Origin of the sequence: Bradyrhizobium sp. AUGA SZCCT0283 (assembly GCF_018130385.1) — a bacterium.
Classification (GTDB): Bacteria; Pseudomonadota; Alphaproteobacteria; order Rhizobiales; family Xanthobacteraceae; genus Bradyrhizobium.
Genome location: NZ_JAFCLU010000007.1, coordinates 43,759 through 62,935 on the forward strand (window position 1 = coordinate 43,759; position 19,177 = coordinate 62,935).

The following is a 19,177-nucleotide window of genomic DNA, read 5'->3' on the forward strand; positions in this document are numbered from 1 at the left end:
CCCTCGCCTATTTCACGACGGTCTATTTGGTCGAATACATCATCGGATTCTTGTGAGGGCGCCAGTTACGCCGCCGCAGCGTCCGCCGGCCGGGTCTGGCGCAGCAGCTTCGCGCAGACAAAGCCGAGCGCGATCATCACGGCCGCTGCGGTAAGCAAGGTCGGGACCTTGCCGGCGTGCTGGATGCCGAAACCATAGGCGATCGGGCCGATGGTCTGGCCCATGAAGAAGAAGAACGCGTGCAGCGACAGCGCGGTGGCGCGCGCTTCCGCCGATAATTCGCTGGCGAAGACCTGCAGGCTGCCGTGGATCATGTAGAATCCCCAGCCCATGAAGATCAGGCTGAGCGTTTGCAGTTTCCATTCCGGACCCATGGCCACCGCGATGAGCTGCACACCGACCAACGCCGCGCCGCCGATCATCATCCCGTTGACGCCGATCGTCGGCAGAAACCGCGATACCGTCAAGGTGTAGAACAGCCCGCCGACGGCGAAGCCCGCGATGACAATGCCCGCGATCGACAACGAGGTTTCGCCGAGTTCGAACAGGAAGGCCGCGATAAAGGGAAACAGCCCGAGCACGCAGCAGCCCTCGATGAACACGGCCCCGTAGCAAATGCGCGCATTCGGGTTGCTGAAGATGGTGCGATAGCCTTGCTTGAGGGCCGACAGGCTGGTCCGCGGCGGACGCGTCAACGCCGCGCCGCGAAATCCAACGGCCACCACAATCGAGGCCACCACGACAATCAGACCCAGCACGGCGAGCACGCCGCGCCAGCCGAGAAAGTCTCCGATCAGGCCGGACACCGAGGCACCCAGCAGATTGCCGGTCATGGCGCCGGCCAGCGTGCGCCCGATCGCGATCTGCCGCTTCTCAGCCCCGACGAGATCGCTGGTCAGCCCCAGCGCGATCGGAAACACGCCGCCCGAGCCGATACCGGCCAGAATGCGGGACGCAAACAACAGCGGGAACGACGTCGCCACCGCGCCGAGAATGTTGGCGAGGCCCAGCAGCGCCAGGCAAACCCCCATCAGGCGGGCCTTGCCGAACATGTCGGCAACGGCGCCGAGCACCGGCTGGATGATGGCAAAAGTGAAGGCGAAGGCCGCGGCGAAACTGGCGGCGGTGGCGATGCTGACGGAAAAATCCTCGGCCACGTGCGGCAACACCGGATCCAGCGCACGGGCGGACAGGGCTGCCGAAAAGGTCGCGAGCGCAATGATATTGAGCGCCGGCGGCGTTCGGCTGGATGCGGTCACTGCGAAGCGTTCTTGGCAAGCGCGTCGAACGCCATCAGCCTCTTCACCAACGCCTCGAACTCGCGCAGCGGCACCATGTTGGGCCCGTCCGACGGCGCGTGGTCGGGATCGGGATGGGTCTCGATGAAGACGCCGGCGACGCCGACCGCGACCGCCGCGCGCGCCAGCACGGGCACGAATTCGCGCTCGCCACCCGACGACGTCCCTTTCCCGCCCGGCTGCTGCACCGAATGGGTGGCGTCGAAAATGACGGGCGCGCCTGTGCGCGCCATGATCGGCAGCGCACGCATGTCCGACACCAGCGTGTTGTAACCGAACGAGGCGCCGCGTTCGGTGACCAGCACGTTCGGGTTACCGCCGCCGGTGATCTTGGCGACGACATTGGCCATGTCCCACGGCGCGAGGAACTGGCCCTTCTTGACGTTGACGGCTTTGCCGGTCGCGGCGGCCGCCAGCAGGAGATCGGTTTGCCGGCACAGATATGCCGGGATCTGCAGCACGTCCACCGCTTGCGCAACTTCGGCGCATTGCGGAGGTTCATGCACGTCGGTGAGGACAGATAATCCCAGCGACGAGCGAATCTCTGCAAAAATCGGCAGCGCCTGCGCCAGGCCAATGCCGCGCGGAGCCGATCCACTGCTGCGGTTAGCCTTGTCGAACGAGGTCTTGTAGACGAGGCCGATCTTGAGCCGACCGGCGATCTCCTTCAGCGCGCTCGCCACTTCGAGCGCGTGCGCGCGGCTCTCGAGCTGGCACGGCCCGGCGATAATCGAAATCGGCAGATCGTTGCCGAATTTGACCGATCCAACGGTGACGACCGGAGCTGCGTCGAGTTTCGCGTTCAAGGGATTTTCCTTCGTATCTGCCGCGGACCATGCCGGTCCGCATCATCAGGATCAACCCCAATCAGTCCCTGAATATCAGGGTTGCGCCGCCGGTTATTTTACCGCCGAAAACGCCGTCGGCACCAGCAACTGGCTGACGATGTTGTCGATGATCTGGCCGTCCTCCTCGCTCTTGGCGCGGCCGGCGATCCAGTCGGGATCGGACTGGAATGCGGTCCATTTCTTCTCGCGATCGGCCAGCGAGTCCCACGCGACGAAGTAGGTCAGCTCCTGATTGGAGGTGCCGATCAGCGTGGTGTAGAAACCGGCCTGCTTGATGCCGTGCTTGTCCCACAGTTTCAGCGTCAGCGTATCGAACCGCTTCATCAGCGCCGGCAGGCGGCCCGGCAGACAGCGATAGACGCGCATTTCCATGATCATCGGCTTCACTCCTTCAATTATTGTTCTTGCAGTTCACGGGAGGAATTTGTCGCAACAATTCAATCGTTCGTCAAAGGCGGAGCCGCAGGGTGGGCAAAGGCGCGCTCTTCGCGCCGTGCCCACCATCTATCCAGACTGTTCGTCTCGAAATGGTGGGCACGCATCGGGCGCGCGTTCGCGCGACCCGGTGGCTTTGCCCAACCTGCGATTCCGCAAACGTCTACACCAACCGGCTCTGCACCACCGCCGCCTGAATGAACGACGCAAACAGCGGGTGTGGCTCGAACGGCCGCGACTTCAGTTCGGGGTGAAACTGCACGCCGATGAACCAGGGATGGTCCTCGTATTCGACGATCTCCGGCAGCACGCCGTCGGGCGATAACCCAGAGAAGCGCAGGCCGTGCTGTTCGAGCCGGTCCTTGTAGGCGGTGTTGACCTCGTAGCGGTGGCGGTGGCGTTCCGAAATCTCGGTCGCTCCGCCGTAGACTTCCGAGACGCGGCTGCCGCGTTTGAGCGCCGCGGGATAGGCGCCGAGCCGCATGGTGCCGCCGAGGTCGCCGGTCTTGGACCGCTTCTCCAGCTCGTTGCCGCGCAGCCATTCCGTCATCAGGCCGACCAGCGGCTCCTTGGTCGGGCCGAACTCGGTGGAGTTGGCCTCCTCGATGCCGACGAGATTGCGCGCGGCCTCAATGACCGCCATCTGCATGCCGAAGCAGATGCCGAAATACGGCACGTCGCGGACGCGGGCGAACTGCGCCGCGCGGATCTTGCCCTCGGCGCCGCGCTGGCCGAAGCCGCCGGGCACCAGAATGCCGTTGACGTGTTCGAGGAACGGCGCCGGGTCCTCGTTCTCGAACACTTCGCTCTCGATCCAGTCGAGATTGACCTTCACCTTGTTGGCGATGCCGCCATGGGAGAGCGCCTCGATCAGCGATTTATAGGCGTCCTTCATGCCGGTGTATTTGCCGACGATGGCAATGGTCACCGCGCCTTCGGGGTTGCGCACGCGCTCGTTGATGAGATGCCAGCTCTGCAGCGCTGGTGGAATTTTCGGCGAGATGCCGAACGCGGCCAGCACCTCGTCGTCGAGGCCGGCGGCGTGGTAGGCCTCAGGGACCGCGTAGATATTGTCGACGTCCCTCGCTTCGATCACGGCGCTTTCGCGCACGTTGCAGAACAGGCCGAGCTTGCGCCGCTCTTCCTTCGGGATTTCACGATCGGTGCGACACAAAAGGATATCCGGCTGGATGCCGATCGAGCGCAGTTCCTTCACCGAGTGCTGGGTCGGCTTGGTCTTGAGTTCGCCCGCGCTCGGAATGAACGGCAGCAGCGTCAGATGAATGTAGACGGCATGATCCCGCGGCAGTTCGTTCTTGAGCTGGCGGATCGCCTCGAAGAACGGCAGGCCTTCGATGTCGCCGACGGTGCCGCCGATCTCGACCAGCACGAAATCATATTCGTCATTGCCCGAGAGCACGAATTCCTTGATCGCGTTGGTGACGTGCGGGACGACCTGGATGGTCGCGCCGAGATAATCGCCGCGGCGTTCCTTGGTGATGATGTCCTGATAGATGCGTCCTGTGGTGATGTTGTCGGCCTTGGTGGCCGGACGCCCGGTGAAGCGCTCGTAATGGCCGAGATCGAGATCGGTCTCGGCGCCATCGTCGGTCACGAACACTTCGCCGTGCTGATACGGCGACATCGTTCCGGGATCGAGGTTGAGATAGGGGTCGAGTTTGCGGAGACGGACCTTGTACCCGCGGGCCTGCAGCAGGGCACCGAGTGCCGCCGATGCCAGACCCTTTCCGAGCGAAGAAACCACGCCGCCGGTGATGAATATGTACCGCGCCATGGGACTCAACCTTTAAGGCCACTGGCCCGATTCGCCAAAACGAATCGCATGCACGGGCGAACATTCTGCCGGGCTGTGGGTGACGTGAATTTTAAAGCGATATCAGAGCATTGATGGGAAGTTCTGATACAGGACGGTAGAGGCCGTCCTGCATAGCCACCCTGCTTTATTGCGAACGCGGGGCCTGCGGACCCGACTGGCCCTGCTGTTCATCCACCTTCTTGAGCGTATCGAGCACGCCGCCGGAGGTCGGCGGGGCGACCGGCGTCGCGCCACCCGGCTGGGACTGCGTCGCCGGCGCGGTGCCGAGGATTGAGGCCGGCTTGCGGTCGATGCCCGCGATCCAGGCCAGCGCCATGCTGGTCAGGAAGAAAAGCCCCGCCAGGATCGCCGTCGTCCGCGTCAACAGATTGGCGGTGCCGCGGCTCGACATGAAGCCGGCGCCGCCGCCCATGCCAAGGCCGCCGCCTTCGGATTTCTGCAGCAGCACGGCGCCGATCAGCACCGAGACGATCATGAGGTGAACGACGATAATGACGGTCTGCATCTCAAAACCTTCCGTCACAAGCTGACAGCGCCGGGCTTCGGCTGCACCAAGAGCTTGCGGGTTTTCCTGAAGTTGCGCGGTGTTACACGATCGGACGGGGCATTGTCACCCCCAACAGCAGACCGGGAGATAATTGCCGCAGGCGCTACGGCAAGGCTGTCCCCAGCTTTCGCCGACGCTCGAATCCGCACTTGAGGTCGCGCCTATTTCTCTTATAATAGACAAATGGGCACTATAGTAGACGACCTCAGCACCCGCCTCGCCCAGCGCCTGCGGCTTGAGCGCGACAGCCGCGGCTGGTCGCTGGCTGATCTCGCCGAGCGCTCCGGGGTTTCCAAGGCCACCATCAGCAAGATCGAGCGCGCCGAGGTCAGCCCGACCGCGGTGGTGCTGGTTCGGCTCGCCAGCGCCTTCGACCTCACCCTCGCCGGCCTGATGCTGCGCGCCGAAGGCCAGGGCGAACGTCTTTCGCGGGCCGCCGAGCAGCCGGTGTGGCGCGATCCCGAAACCGGCTATCTGCGCACGCAGGTATTCAACCGCCCCGATCATCCCGTCGAGATCATCAAGGTCGAGATGCCGGCAAAGCAGCGCGTGACGCTGCCCGCCTCATCCTACGCACACATCCGCCAGGTCCTCTGGGTGTTGTCGGGCGCGCTCGTCCTGATCGATGGCGGCGAACGCCACGAACTCCGCACCGGCGACTGCCTCGGATTCGGCCCGCCCGCGGAAGTGACGTTTGCCAACGAGAGCGCCGCACCCTGCACTTACGTCGTTGCCCTCGCCCGGAGCTAGCTCGCAATGTCGGAGATCGACATCAGGCGTTCTCCGGCCGGGCCAGCGGGTCAGGCAACCCCCGCTCCCGCCGGCCACAATGGCGGTCCGCCGCTCGACCAAGAGCACACGCCGGAATGGGGCAACGACGGAATTGGAAATTACTTTTACTGGAAGGCGGCGCATCGCGCGGCCTGGAAAAACCCCTCGCCCGGCATCGTCGCGTTCCGCATCCGAAAAGCCGAGCGGCTGGGCCTCACTTACGAAGAATACACGCTGGAAATTCTCGAACGCGGCCGTCACCTTCAGATCGAGGATGTCGAGCGGATAGCAGAGATCAAGCGGGCGCGCGCCGCCCGTGCCGTCAATCATCGAACCTGAACTTCACGGAAATTCATCCTGATGTCGGATATTGAGATCAAAGCCTTGAGCGCTTCGCCCGAAATTCGCGCGACGCTCAGTGAAATCCTGATCGAAACCGTGGCGAATGGCGGCTCGGTCAGCTTCATGCATCCGCTGTCGCAGGAGGCGGCGGAGGCGTTCTGGTCGAACTCGCTCAGCGCGGCGGGCCGCGGCGAGCGGATCATTCTCGGCGCCTTTGACGGCGATAGGCTGATCGGGACCGTCACGCTCTTGCTCGATCTTCCGCCGAACCAGCCGCACCGCGCCGAGATCGCGAAGATGATGACCCGCGTCAGTCACCGCCACCGCGGGATCGCCACGGCGCTGCTGCGCGAGGCCGAGCGGATCGCGATCGCGCGCGGGCGCTGGCTATTGGTGCTCGATACCGCCGAGGACGAGGGCGCGGCGGGCCTCTACGAGCGGATGGGATTCAAGCTGACCGGCGTCATTCCGGACTACGCGCTCAAACCCCATGGCGGCCTCACCGGCACGCTGATCTACTGGAAGCGGCTACAGGAAAGCGTACCCGCCTTGAGCTAACAGGCCTCCGCGATCGCCAAAAAGTCCGTCGCCTTCAGGCTGGCGCCGCCAACCAGCGCGCCGTTGACATCGGCGACCGCCATCAGTTCCGCCGCGTTGGAGGGTTTCACCGAGCCGCCGTAGAGAATCCGGACCCTGCTACCTTCCGCCTTGAACCGGCTGGTGAGAACACCGCGAATAAAGCGATGAACTTGCTCGACATCTCCGGGTGTCGGCGTCAGCCCGGTACCGATCGCCCAGACCGGCTCATAGGCCACCACCAGATTGGCCGCCGTCGCGCCATCCGGCAACGAGCCCGCAAGCTGCGTGCCGCAGACATCCAGCGTCTGGCCGGCATCGCGCTGCTTCTGGGTCTCGCCGATGCAGACGATTGCCAAAAGCCCCGCCCGCCAGGCTGCTTCCGCCTTCTGGCGAACCAGCGCGTCGGTTTCGCCATGGTCGGCACGGCGCTCGGAATGGCCGACAATAATGGCGCTGGCGCCGGCATCCGCCAGCATTTCCGCCGAGAGATCGCCGGTATGGGCGCCCGAGGCCTTTGGGTGGCAATCCTGGGCCCCAACGGCGAGTTTTGAATCGAGTGCCTTGTCGGCGAAACCGGCGATCAGGGTGGCCGGGGGGCAAACCAGCAGGTCGGCCTTGCCGGCCAGCGCGCCTGCGCCGGCGATCATGGCTTCGAACTCGGCCAGGGAGGATTTCAGGCCGTTCATTTTCCAGTTGCCGGCGATCAGCGGCCGGATGGCGTCGGTCATGTCAATTATCCCGCAAATGTAAGCGTTACAGATGCGCTAGCAGAGGCAGGCCGCCAGTTCCAGATACCGGTCGGGCGATCCCTTAACTCATCCCTTGGCCGTTAACCGCTTTAAATGGCCCACGCTGCGGAGGTTGCGAGGGGGGCGCTGCCACTTTATGATGCGTTATCAACTCGGTGACGCCCTGTTGCGGAAGTCGATCCTGAACGGAATCGAATTTTCGTTGGGCATGACCCGGTTCCCCCTCTCCTGCAAAACAAGTTGGACCCATGCTTCGAGGAATTCGGAAAGCCTCATCAAACTGGCTCGGCAAGGTTGTCATGGCCACCGTGATGGGCGTTTTGATTGTCAGTTTCGCAGTCTGGGGCATCGCCGACATCTTCAAGGGGTTCGGCCAGTCGTCGCTCGCCAAGATCGGCAAGACCGAGATTTCGACCGAGCAATTCCGCCAGATCTACACGGAAAGGCTGCAGCAGCTCGGCCGCAGTTTCGGCCGTCCGCTGACCTCGGAACAGGCCCGCGCCTTCGGGCTCGACCGGCAGGTGCTGCAACAGACCATCGCCGACGCGGCGCTGGATGAGGAAGCACGGCGCATGGGGCTTGCCCAGTCCCAGGAAGAAACCATGCGGCTGATCTACGGCGACCCGAATTTCAAGGGATTGGGCGGCAAGTTCGACCCGGCACGCTTCCAGGCCACGATCCGCCAGTTCGGCTACACCGAGCAACGCTATCTTGCCGAACAGCGGCGTCTCGGGCTGCGGCGCCAGATCGCCGGCACCGTCACGGCCGGGGTGGAGCCGCCGAAGGTCCTGATCGACGCCATGACCCGATTCCAGAACGAGCAGCGCGCGATCGAGTACGTCAAACTCGACGCCGCGCAGGCCGGGACGATCGATCCGCCCTCGCCCGAGGCGCTGGCCGCCTATTTCGAGGACCGCAAGACCCAGTTCCGCGCACCCGAATATCGCAAACTGTCCTTTGTCGTGATCAGCCCCGAAGAGATCGGCAAATGGACCGAGGTCTCCGACGAGGACGCCAAGAAGATCTTCGAGCAGCGCCGCGACCAGATCGGCACGCCGGAAAAGCGCGAAGTGTCGCAGATGGTGTTTCCCAACGAAGGCGAAGCGCAGGCCGCGCGCAGCCGCATCACGTCGGGAATGTCGTTCGACGACCTCGCCAAGGAGCGCAATCTCAATCTGGCCGACGTCGACCTCGGCATGATCGCAAAGAGCGCGATCATCGATCCGGCGATTGCGGATGCGGCGTTTGCGCTGCCATCGGGCGAAGTCAGCCAGCCCGTGCAGGGGCGCTTCGGCGTGGCGCTGGTCAAGATCGGCAAGATCGAGCCGGGCGTGACGCCGACCTATGAAAGCGTTGCAGCCCAGGTGAAAAAGGAACTGGCGACCGAACGCGCACGCGCCAAGGTCAACGAAATCCAGAACAAGATGGAAGACGAGCGCTCTGGCGGCGCCAATGTGGTGGAGGCTTCGCAGAAGCTTGGCCTGACCCCCGTCACGATCGAAGCCGTCGACCGCTCCGGCCGCACGCCCGACGGCCAGCCCGTGGCCAACATTCCGCGCGGCCTCGACGTGGTCTCGCAGGCCTTCAACAGCGATGTCGGCGTCGATAACGAACCGCTCCAGTTTGCCGGCGGCTACGTCTGGTACGACGTGCTCGGCGTCACGCCCTCGCGCGAGCGCCCGCTCGACGAGGTTCGCAGCCAGGTCGAGGCGAAATGGCGCGAAGACCAGATTTCGAGCAAGCTGCGCGCGAAGGCGACCGAGATGGTGCAGAAGGTCGAGCAAGGCAGCACGCTCGCGGCCGAAGCGGCTGCGGTTGGATCAAAGGTCGAGACCGCGACCGGCTTCCGCCGCGACGCCCAGCTTTCAGGCGTACCCTCGGCCGCCATCACGGCCGCGTTCCGGACGGCCAAGGACGGCGTCGGGCAGACGCCGGGCGCCGGTGGCAGCGAGTGGATCGTGTTCCGTGTCACCGACGTGACCGTGCCACCGGTCGACACCGCCTCCGATGAGCTGAAGAAACTGAAGGACACGTTGCAGCGCGGCCTGACCGACGAACAGGTGGCGCAATACGTGACGAAGATCGAATCCGAGATCGGCACCTCCATCAACCAGGCCGCCTTCGCGCAGGTGACGGGCGCTAACAACTGAGCATGATCGGCCGGGAGCGCCGGTCATGCTTCATGACGACACCCAATCCTGAAAGCCCAAGCGATGGACGACCTCAAATCTATCATCGGAAAAGTCGCCACCGGCGCGACGCTGTCGCGTGAAGAGGCGGCCTCCGCCTTCGACAGCATGATGTCCGGCGAGGCCACGCCCTCGCAGATGGGCGGGCTGCTGATGGCGCTGCGGGTCCGCGGCGAGACCGTCGACGAGATCACCGGTGCGGTGTCGGCAATGCGCAGCAAGATGCTGCGGGTTAAGGCGCCCGCGGACGCCGTCGATGTTGTCGGTACCGGCGGCGACGGCTCCGGTTCGGTCAACGTCTCGACCTGCGCGGCCTTCATCGTCGCGGGCGCCGGCGTGCCCGTCGCCAAGCATGGCAACCGCGCGCTGTCGTCGCGCTCGGGCGCGGCCGACGTGCTGGCTTCCCTCGGCGTCAAGATTGATCTCACGCCTGAGCAGGTCGGCCGCTGCGTGGCCGAGGCCGGCATCGGCTTCATGTTCGCGCCTGCGCATCATCCGGCCATGAAGAACGTCGGCCCGACCCGGGTCGAGCTTGCCACCCGCACGATCTTCAATTTGCTCGGACCGCTCTCCAATCCGGCCGGCGTGAAGCGGCAGATGGTCGGCGTGTTCTCCAGGCACTGGGTGCAGCCCTTGGCGCAGGTGCTGAAAAACCTCGGCTCCGAATCCGTCTGGGTCGTGCACGGCTCCGACGGGCTCGATGAAATCACCCTGACCGGCCCGAGCTTTGTCGCCAGCCTCGACAATGGCAAGATCACCACCTTCGAGGTGACGCCGGAGGATGCAGGCCTCACCTGCTGCAGCGGCGACGCGCTCAAGGGCGGCGATGCCGACGCCAACGCGGTGGCGCTGCAGGGCGTGCTCAACGGCAAGCCCAGCCCCTATCGCGACGTCGCGCTGTTGAACGCCGCGGCCGCGTTGATCGTGGCGGGCCGCGCCAAGGACTTGAAGGAAGGCGTCGCGATCGGCGTCAAATCGCTCGACAGCGGCGCTGCAGCGGCCCGGCTGAAACACCTGATCGCGGTTTCGCGCGGCTGATCCGAGGGGCGCCAGAGATGTCCGATATCCTGACGAAGATCGAAGCCTACAAGCGCGAGGAAATCGCTGCGGCCAAGCGGGCGCATCCGCTGTCCGAGGTCGAAGCCCGCGCCAAAGCGGCTTCGCCGCCGCGCGGCTTTCTGCGCGCGATCCGGGACAAGCTTTCGCGCGGCGACTACGCGCTGATTGCCGAGGTGAAGAAGGCCTCGCCGTCCAAGGGGCTCATCCGCGCCGATTTCGACCCGCCGGCGCTGGCAAAGGCCTATGAGGCCGGCGGCGCAGCGTGCCTGTCGGTGTTGACGGATACGCCCTCCTTCCAGGGCCATCTCGATTTCATGGTGGCGGCGCGCGCGGCCGTGAATCTACCGGTGCTGCGCAAGGACTTTTTGTTCGACACCTATCAGGTGGTGGAAGCCCGCGCCCATAACGCGGACTGCATCCTGATCATCATGGCCGCGCTCGACGACGCCACGGCCAAGGATCTCGAGGACGCGGCGATCGCGCTAGGCATGGATGTGCTGATCGAAATCCACGACCGCACCGAGCTCGATCGCGCGCTAAAGCTTCGTTCGCCGATGATCGGCGTCAACAACCGCAACTTGAGGACCTTCGAGACCACGCTGGCGACCAGCGAGGCGCTGGCGCCGCTGATCCCGCGCGACCGCCTGATGGTCGGCGAAAGCGGCATCTTTGCGCCCGCGGATCTCGCCCGCCTCGAGCGCGTCGGCATGTCGACCTTCCTGGTCGGCGAAAGCCTGATGCGGCAGGCCGATGTGACCGCAGCGACCCGCGCGCTGCTGACGCGTGCCGATACCCCGCGCGCGACCGGGACCGGCTAGTAGATGGCGCGGAAGGCTCCCAAAGGCGGCTCCGCCCTCACCCATATCGATGCGTCGGGCGAAGCGCGGATGGTCGACGTCTCGGCCAAGGCAGCGACCGAGCGCACGGCGGTCGCCGAGGGGCGCGTCGTCATGGGCAAGGCGACGCTCGACCTGATCGTCTCCGGCAACGCCAAGAAGGGCGACGTGCTGGGCGCGGCCCGCATCGCCGGTATCATGGCGGCCAAGCGCACCTCGGAACTGATCCCGCTGTGCCACCCGCTGCCGCTGTCGAAGGTCACCCTCGACATCACGCCCGACAAAAAACTGCCCGGCTGCATCGTCCGCGCCACCGTCAAGGTCACCGGCCCCACGGGGGTCGAGATGGAAGCGCTGACGGCGGTGTCGGTCGCGTGTCTTACGATCTACGACATGATCAAGGCGGTCGAACGCGGCGTTCGCATCGAAGATATCCATCTCGTCGAGAAGATCGGCGGCAAGTCCGGGCATTATCGCGCCGAGCGCTGAGCTCGGCGACCGGCGTCGCCGTCGTCACCCGTGGGTGTGGCCGGTTCCATCTTCGAACGATGCTCCCCTATGGTTGCCGGCGGAACCCGCTGCCACCGGCTAACGCTTCATTAACCAGGCTTGCTAACGTCAACTCCATTTCGGCGCGCTATCGAAGTCATGGGCCGGGGGTTGGGAGAACTCCGCTTCCGGAAGTTCATTTCTCGGCAGCGATCGCGTTCAATGGCATCGACCGGCACCACCTCATTCAGGATTGCGTCCGCCTTCCGCGGCGGCCCGATCCGCTGGTTGATCCTGGGCGGCACGCTCCTGATCGCCGCCATCGCCATCGGCGCGACCATCATGGCCGGCAATTCCCGCGAGCGCGCGCTGCGCAGCAGCGAACGCGAGCTGGAAAACACCGTGCTGCTGCTGGCCCGCCATTTCGACCAGCAGCTCGAAGACTTCCAGGTCGTGCAGAAGGACCTGATCGCGTTCATGCGTTCCAGCGGGATCGCGACCGTCGAGAACTACAAGCGCCGGATGTCCGGCCATGACATCCACCTGATGCTGAAATCCAAGATCGAGGCGCTGTCCTATGTCGGCGGCGTCAACGTCTTCGACGCCGAGGGCAACCTGATCAACGCATCGGCCGCCTGGCCGGCGCCGCCGGTCAACTCGGCGGACCGCGCCTACTTCAGGACCTTCAAGTCCGACCCGCAATCGCCGGAAATGCTGGTCGAGCCGGTCTACAGCCGCATCACCGGCGCCTGGACCACGGTGATCGCGCGCAAGATCACCGGGCCGAAAGGCGAATTCCTCGGCGTCATCGGCCGCGGCATCGAACCCGTCAACTTTGAAAAATTCTTCGCGACCGTAGCGCTCGGACCCAACGCCTCCATCGCCATGCATCACAGCGACGGCACGCTGCTCGCCCGTTACCCGCATGTGGCGGAGCTGGTCGGCAAGAACTTCAAGACCGGTCCGGCCGCCCAGCGACAAGTATTCGAGCTGGCCCAAAGCACTTCGCGCCTCACCAGCCCGATCGACGGCCAGGACCGGCTGATCTCGTCGCGCGCGCTGACGAATTTTCCGCTTGTGATCATCGCTTCGACCACGACATCGGCCGCACTGGCCGACTGGCGCGAGCAGATCGGAATTCTGATCACGATCACCGGACTTTCCGTGCTGGCGATCGCCGCCCTGCTGTTTCTTGTCGTCCGCAAGCTTTCGCACCAGCACCGCGCGTCCAAGCAGCAGTTGTCGCTGGAGAAGCAGCGTCTCGACACCGCCGTCAACAACATGACGCAGGGCCTCTTGCTGTTCGATTCGAAGCAGCAGCTCATCATCTGCAACAGGCGATATCTCGAGATGTACGGCCTCTCGGCCGACGTCGTGAAGCCGGGTTGCAGCTTCCGCGAGGTGATCGCCCACCGCAAGGAATCCGGCTCGTTCGTCGGCGATATCGATCATTACGTCGAGGTGGTGCTGCGCGACATCTCGCACCGCAACGTCATGGTGATATCGACGCCCGACGGACGCTCGATCCAGGTCGTCAACGAGCCGGTGCCGGACGGCGGATGGCTGGCGACCCATGAAGACATCACCGAGCGCCGCCGCGCCGAGGAGCGCATCACCCACCTCGCCCATTACGACGCGCTGACCGACCTGCCGAACCGCGCGCTGTTCCACGAACGGCTCAAGCGCGAACTGTCCCACGTCGCGCCGGACCGGCAGCTGGCGGTGCTCTATATCGACATCGACGAATTCAAGAGCGTCAACGATTCGCTCGGCCACATGATCGGCGACGAGCTCTTGAAATCGGTCGCGTCGAGCCTTGCCGGCTGCGCGCGCAAGACCGATTTCGTGGCCCGGCTCGGCGGCGACGAGTTCGCCATCGTCCAGACCGGGATCGAGGATACCGACGACGTGATGAAGCTCGTCAGCCGTATCTTCGAGGCGATCCGCTCGCCCTATCAATGTTTCGGCCATCAGGTGACCACCGACGCCAGTATCGGCATCGCGCTGGCGCCGCAAGACGGCTCCGACATCGACCAGATCCTGAAGAACGCGGATCTGGCGATGTACGCGGCCAAGGCCGCCGGCCGCCGCACCTATCGCTTCTTCGAAACCGACATGGAGGCCGAGGTCCGCGCCCGCCGCAGCCTGGAAATGGACCTGCGTCAGGCGCTCGTCGACGGCGGCTTCGAGGTCTACTATCAGCCCTGCCTCGGCCTGCAAACCAACGCGATCACCGGCTGCGAGGCGCTGGTGCGCTGGCGCCATCCGCAGCGCGGCATGATTTCGCCCGCCGAGTTCATCCCGCTTGCCGAGGACACCGGCCTGATCAACCAGCTCGGCGAGTGGGTGCTGACATCAGCCTGCAAGGAAGCCGTGAGCTGGCCCGGCAATATCAGGCTCGCGGTCAACGTCTCGCCGGTTCAATTCAGGAGCGGCACGCTGGCGCTGAAGGTGATGGCGGCGCTGGCCGCATCGGGCCTCGCTGCCGATCGGCTGGAGCTCGAGATCACCGAGGCCGTGCTGATTCGCGACGACGAGGCCGCGCTCGCCGTCCTGCACGATCTTCGCACCATCGGCGTCCGTATCGCACTGGATGATTTCGGCACGGGTTATTCCTCGCTGAGCTATCTGCAGCGTTTTCCGTTCGACAAGATCAAGATCGACCGCTGCTTCATCACCGACATCGCCGAGCCCGAAGGCTCGTCCTGCATCGTGCAGGCGGTGGTCAACATCGCCGCCGAACGCCACATGACGACGACGGCCGAAGGCGTCGAGACCGAGCAGCAACGCGACTTGCTGCGCGAACTCGGCTGCTCGGAAATGCAGGGCTATTTGTTCAGCCCGCCGAAGCCGGCAGCGGAGATCAGGCCGTTGCTGTCGGCGCACCGGCAGGGACCCGACGCGGTGCAGGTGAACCGGGCACGCAGGCGCAAGCCGGTGGTGCGGACGGCGTAGCTGCTTAAAGCCCTCTGGACGCACGTTCCTCGTTAACACAACAAAGACCGTCGTGCCCCGCGAAGGCGGGGCATCCAGTACGCCGCAGCTTATCGTCCCTGGAATTAGACACGCAATTTCTGTGACAGCCGGGCATAGCGAGTAGCCGCATGAACGCAGCGATATGCGGGAATAAGCCAAGACCGCGGATATCGCTCGCGCCCATCCGCCCCCTCACTACAGCCGAGCCTTCAGCGGCAATCGAAACGTCCGGAATCCCTCGAGCTCGGGAAACAGGTTCGCCACCTCGCGCGAGGCAAGCACGACGGCGGCCGGGACTTCGCCGCTGATCAGCCGATCGATCGCACTGGCTTTTACTTCGCGGAACTGGACTTCGGGGGCACCCGCCGCCATCAGCGCGGCGCTGACGCGTCCGCTCGAGGCGGATTGCTTCTCGGTGATCGCGATGTTCTTGTTGTTCAGGTCGGACAATGAATTGATCTCGGGGCGCACCAGCACGAGCGCGACCAGATTGTCCTGATCATCAGGCGATGCGGATGCGGTCTTTCCGATCTCGCTGGCCTTGTTAGACACCGTCGCGGGAGCCGGCGTCGCCGGCCGCGCGGCGATTTCGAGCGTCGCCGGCGGCGGCAAGGCGACCTCAGGCTTTGCCTCGGCCGCGACCTGGGACTTCACCTCGGGCTTGGACTCGGGTGCGGGCGCCTCGGCAGGCTGCGACGGGGCGATGGCGACTGCCTGCGCCGGCGCCGGCCGATCGGCGCGCTCCACCTTGGGCTCCGGCCGTTGAATGGCGGGGGCGGTCTCACCTACGGCCTTTTCCGGAGTAACGGCCGCCGTGGCCGCCGGCATATCCTTCGCCGGCGCTGAAGGTGCGGGTTTGGCAACGGCAATCTTCTTGCTGTTTGACGCCTTGGTGCCGGGCGCCTTGCCATTCGACGCCGCCGTGCCGGCGTGCAGCGCGGTGCGGGAAACCGGTACGTGCTGCCTTGCCACACGGGGGCGGGCTACGGGTTCGACACGCTCTATTTCCACCTCATCCGGTACCGCGACTCTGGTCTCGCGTTCCTCATGGCGCCGGGCGGACAACGCCCGGTAAGACCAGTCCATGTAGGACTGGCACGCGCGGTTGCACGGCTGTCCGTCGATATACACGACGCCGGGTGAATCGAGCGGTTCTGCCTGCAGGGCTCCGGTTGAACCGAGGAACAGGATCAGGGTCAGCAAAGTCCAATTTCTCGACATGACTACTCCGTTTGAACGCGCAGGGAGCGGGAACCGGCCTGGTGAAATATCTCGCGCGCGAGCTACGGCCGGTTGGAAACGGAGTTTCAAAAAAGGATATCCAGCCTACTTTGCATGGGGTTGTTTTCGATATTTTGTGTTTGGGGCTTGCGGCTTGCGGCCGAAGGGCATCTGCGCACGTCATTGCGAGGAGCCAGTAGCCCGCATGAGCGCAGCGAGATGCGGGGATGGACCAGAACCCCGGATATCGCTTCGCTCATCCGGGCTACGCGGAGAATTCCGACAGCGTCAATAGCGTTGGGCTGCCGCTAGTTCGGCACCGCGCGCTTCGCCATCGTCGGCGCGTTCGCATTGACCGTCACGCCGCGCAGCAGGTTGAACGCCGCGTTCAGCGCCTTGTCGTCCTTGTCGTTCGGCGGAACCCAGGCTTGCGAGCCGGCCTGCTCGGCGCCGTCGGCGGCGAGGTGGCCGCGCATCGAGGCTTCGCCCTTCAGTTCGGAGCGGTTCTTCAGTTCATCCGGCACGTCCTGCAGCACCTCGACGTCGGGCGCGATGCCCTGGGCCTGGATCGAGCGGCCCGACGGGGTGAAGTAGCGCGCCGTGGTCAGCGCCAGCGCGCCATTGCCGGCCCCGAGCGGGATGATGGTCTGCACCGAGCCCTTGCCGAAGGTGCGCGTGCCGATCAGGGTGGCGCGCTTGTGGTCGCGCAGCGCGCCGGCCACGATCTCGGAGGCGGAAGCCGAGCCGCCATTGATCAGCACGACCAGCGGCTTGCCCTTGGTGATGTCGCCGCCGCGCGCGGTGAAGCGCTGGGTTTCCTCCGCGGTGCGGCCGCGCGTCGAGACCACCTCGCCCCGGTTCATGAAGGCGCTCGACACCGATACGGCCTGGTCGAGCAATCCGCCGGGATTGTTGCGGAGGTCGACGACATAGCCCGCGAGCTTGTCGGCCGGGATCTCCTTGGTGATGCTGGCAATGGCCTTTTTCAGGCCGTCGGTGGTCTGCTCGTTGAAGCGGGTGATCCTGATATAGCCGATATCGCCGCCGTCGGTCTTGTAGCGGACCGGCCGCACCCGGATGATCTCGCGGACGATGGCAATATCGATCGGCGCGGCGGAACCCTTGCGCGCGACCTTGAGCCGGATCTTGCTGTTGGCGGGGCCCTTCATCCGGCTCACCGCCTGTTCCAGGGTCATGCCGGCAATGGTCTCGTCGTCGATCTGGGTGATCACGTCGCCCGACAGCATGCCGGCCTTGGCCGCCGGCGTATCGTCGATCGGCGTCACCACCTTGACGAGGCCGTCTTCCATGGTGACCTCGATGCCGAGCCCGCCAAACTCGCCATGGGTGGTCTCCTGCATGTCGCTCCAGCCCTTCTCATTCATGTAGCGCGAGTGAGGATCGAGCGCGGAGATCATGCCGTTGATGGCGCCTTCCATCAGCTTGGAATCGTCGGGCTTCTCGACATAGCTGGTCTTGATCCGCTCGAACACGCTGCCGAACAGATTGAGCTGGGTGTAGGCGTCGGAACGGGCCGCGGCCTTTGCCGCCGCCACCAGATTCGTCCCCTGCGGTCCCGTCACGAGAACGGCCAGACACGCGCCCGTCACCGTGCCGAGAAGAAAGGCAAAATTCCTGCGCATCGTGGGGCGTCCCTTATTTTTTCTGCGGACGCCCGCGATTCCCGTGAATCGGCGCCCCTGTCCCGTCGCCACCAACTCACAATGGCTTTTTGGTCGGATCAAGGCACGCCGCCCCGGACCAGTACGGCCTTGTCAGGAGGCCTTATCAGCTTCCTGCAGCCCGTTTTGCCAGGTGGAGGGCGGGGTTCCAAAACCACGCTTGGCGCGGGTACCCAGCCAGTAGCCGAATTGCGGCGGAACGTTGCGGAATGCGCCCTCCACGCCGAGCTTGAGCGCGGCGTCCATCGGCCAATTGGGATTGTTGAGGATTTCCCTCCCCACCGCGATCAAATCGGCTTGGCCATCGCGCAGGATCTGCTCGGCCTGGTCGCCATGGATGATGAGACCGACCGCCATCGTCATGATGTCGGCATGGCGCCTGACATATTCCGACAGCGGCACCTGGTAGCCAAATTTGATTTCCTTGCCCAGGATCGGTGCCATCTCGGTGATGCCGCCGGATGAACAGTCGATGACGTCGACGCCTTTGGCTTTGAGGATTTTGGCCAGCCGCACGCTCTGCTCGGGCCCCCATCCGGCGTTGTCCTCGACCGAGAGGCGGACGAACAGCGGCTTGTGGTCCGGCCAGTGCGCGCGCACGGCTTCGGTGATTTCGGTGATGAAACGCATGCGATTGGCTTCGGAGCCGCCATATTCGTCGCTGCGCGCGTTGGAGCGTTCGGAAAGAAACTGGTGCACGAGATAGCCATGCGCGCCGTGCAGTTCCAGCACGTCGAAGCCAGCTTCATGCGCGCGGCGCGCCGCGTTGCCCCAGGCCTGCACCAGGTCTTTCACCTCACCCCGCTCAAGCGCCTTCGGCACCGGCCATCTCTCGCTATGGGCAATGGCGCTCGGGGCCACCGGCTGCCATGCGTCCCAGTCCTCGATGTCAGGCGTCCGCTCCAGCGGGCGGTCGCCCTCCCAGGGCCGGCTCGCGCGCGCCTTGCGGCCGGAATGGCCGAGCTGAATGCCGGCGACCGCGTTCTGCTGCCTGATGAACTTGACGAGGCGGCCGAGCGGCTCGACGAACTTGTCGTCCCAGATGCCGAGATCGCCGACCGTGCCGCAGCCGCGCCGCTCGACCTTGGTCGATTCCACGACGACGAGGCCGGCGCCGCCGGCGGCGAACTTGCCGGCGTTCATCAGGTGCCAGTCGGTTGGAAAGCCCTTCTGGGCCGAATATTGATGCATCGGCGGCACCACGATGCGGTTCTTCAGTGTAACGCCGCGGATCGTCATCGGGGAAAACAGCAGCGTTTCCGTCATGTGGTTTCCTCGCATCCGGACATCATTGTCCCGGCATGACGCCGGGAAGTATT

At 64.7% G+C, this 19,177-nt stretch carries 17 protein-coding genes; 8 read left to right on the forward strand and 9 right to left on the reverse strand.

The annotated features are described in order from the left end of the window. Positions 1 to 65: 65 nt before the first annotated feature. The 5 genes from JQ624_RS11885 to secG form a co-directional block, all read right to left on the reverse strand. On the reverse strand, positions 66 to 1,259 hold the full coding sequence (locus JQ624_RS11885) for an MFS transporter (protein ID WP_212419074.1): 1,194 nt from the start codon (positions 1,257 to 1,259) through the stop codon (positions 66 to 68). Beyond that, positions 1,256 to 2,104: a 3-deoxy-8-phosphooctulonate synthase gene (gene kdsA, locus JQ624_RS11890; RefSeq protein ID WP_212419075.1), complete on the reverse strand. Its 849-nt coding sequence runs from the start codon at positions 2,102 to 2,104 to the stop codon at positions 1,256 to 1,258. Before kdsA ends, JQ624_RS11885 begins: the two co-directional genes overlap by 4 nt. A 93-nt stretch (positions 2,105 to 2,197) precedes the next feature. Further along, positions 2,198 to 2,524 (reverse strand): NIPSNAP family protein, encoded by a 327-nt coding sequence (locus JQ624_RS11895; RefSeq protein WP_057834587.1) that lies wholly within the window; start codon positions 2,522 to 2,524, stop codon positions 2,198 to 2,200. 220 nt (positions 2,525 to 2,744) lie between these two features. Next, complete coding sequence (locus tag JQ624_RS11900) at positions 2,745 to 4,376, reverse strand: CTP synthase (RefSeq protein ID WP_212419076.1); 1,632 nt, start codon at positions 4,374 to 4,376, stop codon at positions 2,745 to 2,747. Between the two features lie 166 nt (positions 4,377 to 4,542). After that, entirely contained in the window at positions 4,543 to 4,923 is a 381-nt protein-coding gene (gene secG, locus JQ624_RS11905; protein ID WP_212419077.1) for a preprotein translocase subunit SecG, read from the reverse strand. Positions 4,924 to 5,148: 225 nt separating this feature from the next. On the opposite strand from secG, the gene JQ624_RS11910 reads away from it, so the two are divergent. From JQ624_RS11910 to JQ624_RS11920, 3 genes are read left to right on the forward strand one after another with little or no spacing between them, the layout of a single operon-like run. Further along, positions 5,149 to 5,715 (forward strand): XRE family transcriptional regulator, encoded by a 567-nt coding sequence (locus JQ624_RS11910; protein ID WP_212419078.1) that lies wholly within the window; start codon positions 5,149 to 5,151, stop codon positions 5,713 to 5,715. 6 nt (positions 5,716 to 5,721) lie between these two features. Next, positions 5,722 to 6,075, forward strand: coding sequence for a hypothetical protein (locus JQ624_RS11915; protein WP_249129751.1), 354 nt, complete (start codon positions 5,722 to 5,724; stop codon positions 6,073 to 6,075). 21 nt (positions 6,076 to 6,096) lie between these two features. Then, complete coding sequence (locus tag JQ624_RS11920) at positions 6,097 to 6,636, forward strand: GNAT family N-acetyltransferase (RefSeq protein WP_212419079.1); 540 nt, start codon at positions 6,097 to 6,099, stop codon at positions 6,634 to 6,636. Here the strand turns inward: JQ624_RS11920 and tpiA are convergent. After that, the gene (gene tpiA, locus JQ624_RS11925; RefSeq protein ID WP_212419080.1) at positions 6,633 to 7,385 is read right to left on the reverse strand and encodes a triose-phosphate isomerase; all 753 of its coding nucleotides are present in this window, start codon (positions 7,383 to 7,385) and stop codon (positions 6,633 to 6,635) included. The genes JQ624_RS11920 and tpiA overlap by 4 nt on opposite strands. Positions 7,386 to 7,654: 269 nt before the next feature. Between tpiA and JQ624_RS11930 the strand changes: the two genes are divergently transcribed. The 5 genes from JQ624_RS11930 to JQ624_RS11950 all read left to right on the forward strand — a co-directional run bounded on the left by JQ624_RS11930 (position 7,655) and on the right by JQ624_RS11950 (position 14,934). Beyond that, the gene (locus JQ624_RS11930) at positions 7,655 to 9,556 is read left to right on the forward strand and encodes a peptidylprolyl isomerase (RefSeq protein ID WP_212419081.1); all 1,902 of its coding nucleotides are present in this window, start codon (positions 7,655 to 7,657) and stop codon (positions 9,554 to 9,556) included. Positions 9,557 to 9,619: 63 nt separating this feature from the next. After that, positions 9,620 to 10,633 (forward strand): anthranilate phosphoribosyltransferase, encoded by a 1,014-nt coding sequence (gene trpD, locus JQ624_RS11935; protein WP_212419082.1) that lies wholly within the window; start codon positions 9,620 to 9,622, stop codon positions 10,631 to 10,633. Between the two features lie 17 nt (positions 10,634 to 10,650). Continuing rightward, positions 10,651 to 11,472, forward strand: coding sequence for an indole-3-glycerol phosphate synthase TrpC (gene trpC / locus JQ624_RS11940; protein ID WP_212419083.1), 822 nt, complete (start codon positions 10,651 to 10,653; stop codon positions 11,470 to 11,472). Positions 11,473 to 11,475: 3 nt separating this feature from the next. Then, the gene (gene moaC, locus JQ624_RS11945) at positions 11,476 to 11,979 is read left to right on the forward strand and encodes a cyclic pyranopterin monophosphate synthase MoaC (protein WP_212419084.1); all 504 of its coding nucleotides are present in this window, start codon (positions 11,476 to 11,478) and stop codon (positions 11,977 to 11,979) included. A gap of 222 nt (positions 11,980 to 12,201) precedes the next feature. Next, positions 12,202 to 14,934, forward strand: coding sequence for an EAL domain-containing protein (locus JQ624_RS11950; RefSeq protein WP_212419085.1), 2,733 nt, complete (start codon positions 12,202 to 12,204; stop codon positions 14,932 to 14,934). A 216-nt stretch (positions 14,935 to 15,150) separates the two neighbouring features. Here the strand turns inward: JQ624_RS11950 and JQ624_RS38535 are convergent, their stop codons facing one another. From JQ624_RS38535 to JQ624_RS11965, 3 genes are all read right to left on the reverse strand, one after another. Next, positions 15,151 to 16,176 carry a hypothetical protein gene (locus JQ624_RS38535; protein ID WP_249129753.1) on the reverse strand — a complete coding sequence of 342 codons (1,026 nt, stop codon included), beginning with the start codon at positions 16,174 to 16,176 and terminating at the stop codon, positions 15,151 to 15,153. Between the two features lie 308 nt (positions 16,177 to 16,484). Beyond that, positions 16,485 to 17,819 (reverse strand): S41 family peptidase, encoded by a 1,335-nt coding sequence (locus tag JQ624_RS11960; RefSeq protein WP_212419086.1) that lies wholly within the window; start codon positions 17,817 to 17,819, stop codon positions 16,485 to 16,487. A 132-nt stretch (positions 17,820 to 17,951) separates the two neighbouring features. Beyond that, a complete protein-coding gene (locus JQ624_RS11965; RefSeq protein WP_212419087.1) occupies positions 17,952 to 19,124 on the reverse strand; it encodes an NADH:flavin oxidoreductase/NADH oxidase in 1,173 nt (390 codons plus the stop codon). Positions 19,125 to 19,177 lie beyond the last annotated feature (53 nt).

Excerpts from the sequence above, each read along its gene's own strand:
- JQ624_RS11920 (WP_212419079.1), top strand. The coding sequence starts at position 6,097 with ATGTCGGATATTGAGATCAAAGCCTTGAGCGCTTCGCCCGAAATTCGC.
- JQ624_RS38535 (WP_249129753.1), bottom strand. The coding sequence starts at position 16,176 with ATGTCGAGAAATTGGACTTTGCTGACCCTGATCCTGTTCCTCGGTTCA.
- trpC (WP_212419083.1), top strand. The coding sequence starts at position 10,651 with ATGTCCGATATCCTGACGAAGATCGAAGCCTACAAGCGCGAGGAAATC.
- JQ624_RS11895 (WP_057834587.1), bottom strand. The coding sequence starts at position 2,524 with ATGATCATGGAAATGCGCGTCTATCGCTGTCTGCCGGGCCGCCTGCCG.
- JQ624_RS11960 (WP_212419086.1), bottom strand. The coding sequence starts at position 17,819 with ATGCGCAGGAATTTTGCCTTTCTTCTCGGCACGGTGACGGGCGCGTGT.
- trpD (WP_212419082.1), top strand. The coding sequence starts at position 9,620 with ATGGACGACCTCAAATCTATCATCGGAAAAGTCGCCACCGGCGCGACG.
- moaC (WP_212419084.1), top strand. The coding sequence starts at position 11,476 with ATGGCGCGGAAGGCTCCCAAAGGCGGCTCCGCCCTCACCCATATCGAT.
- JQ624_RS11950 (WP_212419085.1), top strand. The coding sequence starts at position 12,202 with ATGGCATCGACCGGCACCACCTCATTCAGGATTGCGTCCGCCTTCCGC.
- JQ624_RS11910 (WP_212419078.1), top strand. The coding sequence starts at position 5,149 with ATGGGCACTATAGTAGACGACCTCAGCACCCGCCTCGCCCAGCGCCTG.
- JQ624_RS11965 (WP_212419087.1), bottom strand. The coding sequence starts at position 19,124 with ATGACGGAAACGCTGCTGTTTTCCCCGATGACGATCCGCGGCGTTACA.
- tpiA (WP_212419080.1), bottom strand. The coding sequence starts at position 7,385 with ATGACCGACGCCATCCGGCCGCTGATCGCCGGCAACTGGAAAATGAAC.
- JQ624_RS11930 (WP_212419081.1), top strand. The coding sequence starts at position 7,655 with ATGCTTCGAGGAATTCGGAAAGCCTCATCAAACTGGCTCGGCAAGGTT.
- secG (WP_212419077.1), bottom strand. The coding sequence starts at position 4,923 with ATGCAGACCGTCATTATCGTCGTTCACCTCATGATCGTCTCGGTGCTG.
- JQ624_RS11915 (WP_249129751.1), top strand. The coding sequence starts at position 5,722 with ATGTCGGAGATCGACATCAGGCGTTCTCCGGCCGGGCCAGCGGGTCAG.
- JQ624_RS11900 (WP_212419076.1), bottom strand. The coding sequence starts at position 4,376 with ATGGCGCGGTACATATTCATCACCGGCGGCGTGGTTTCTTCGCTCGGA.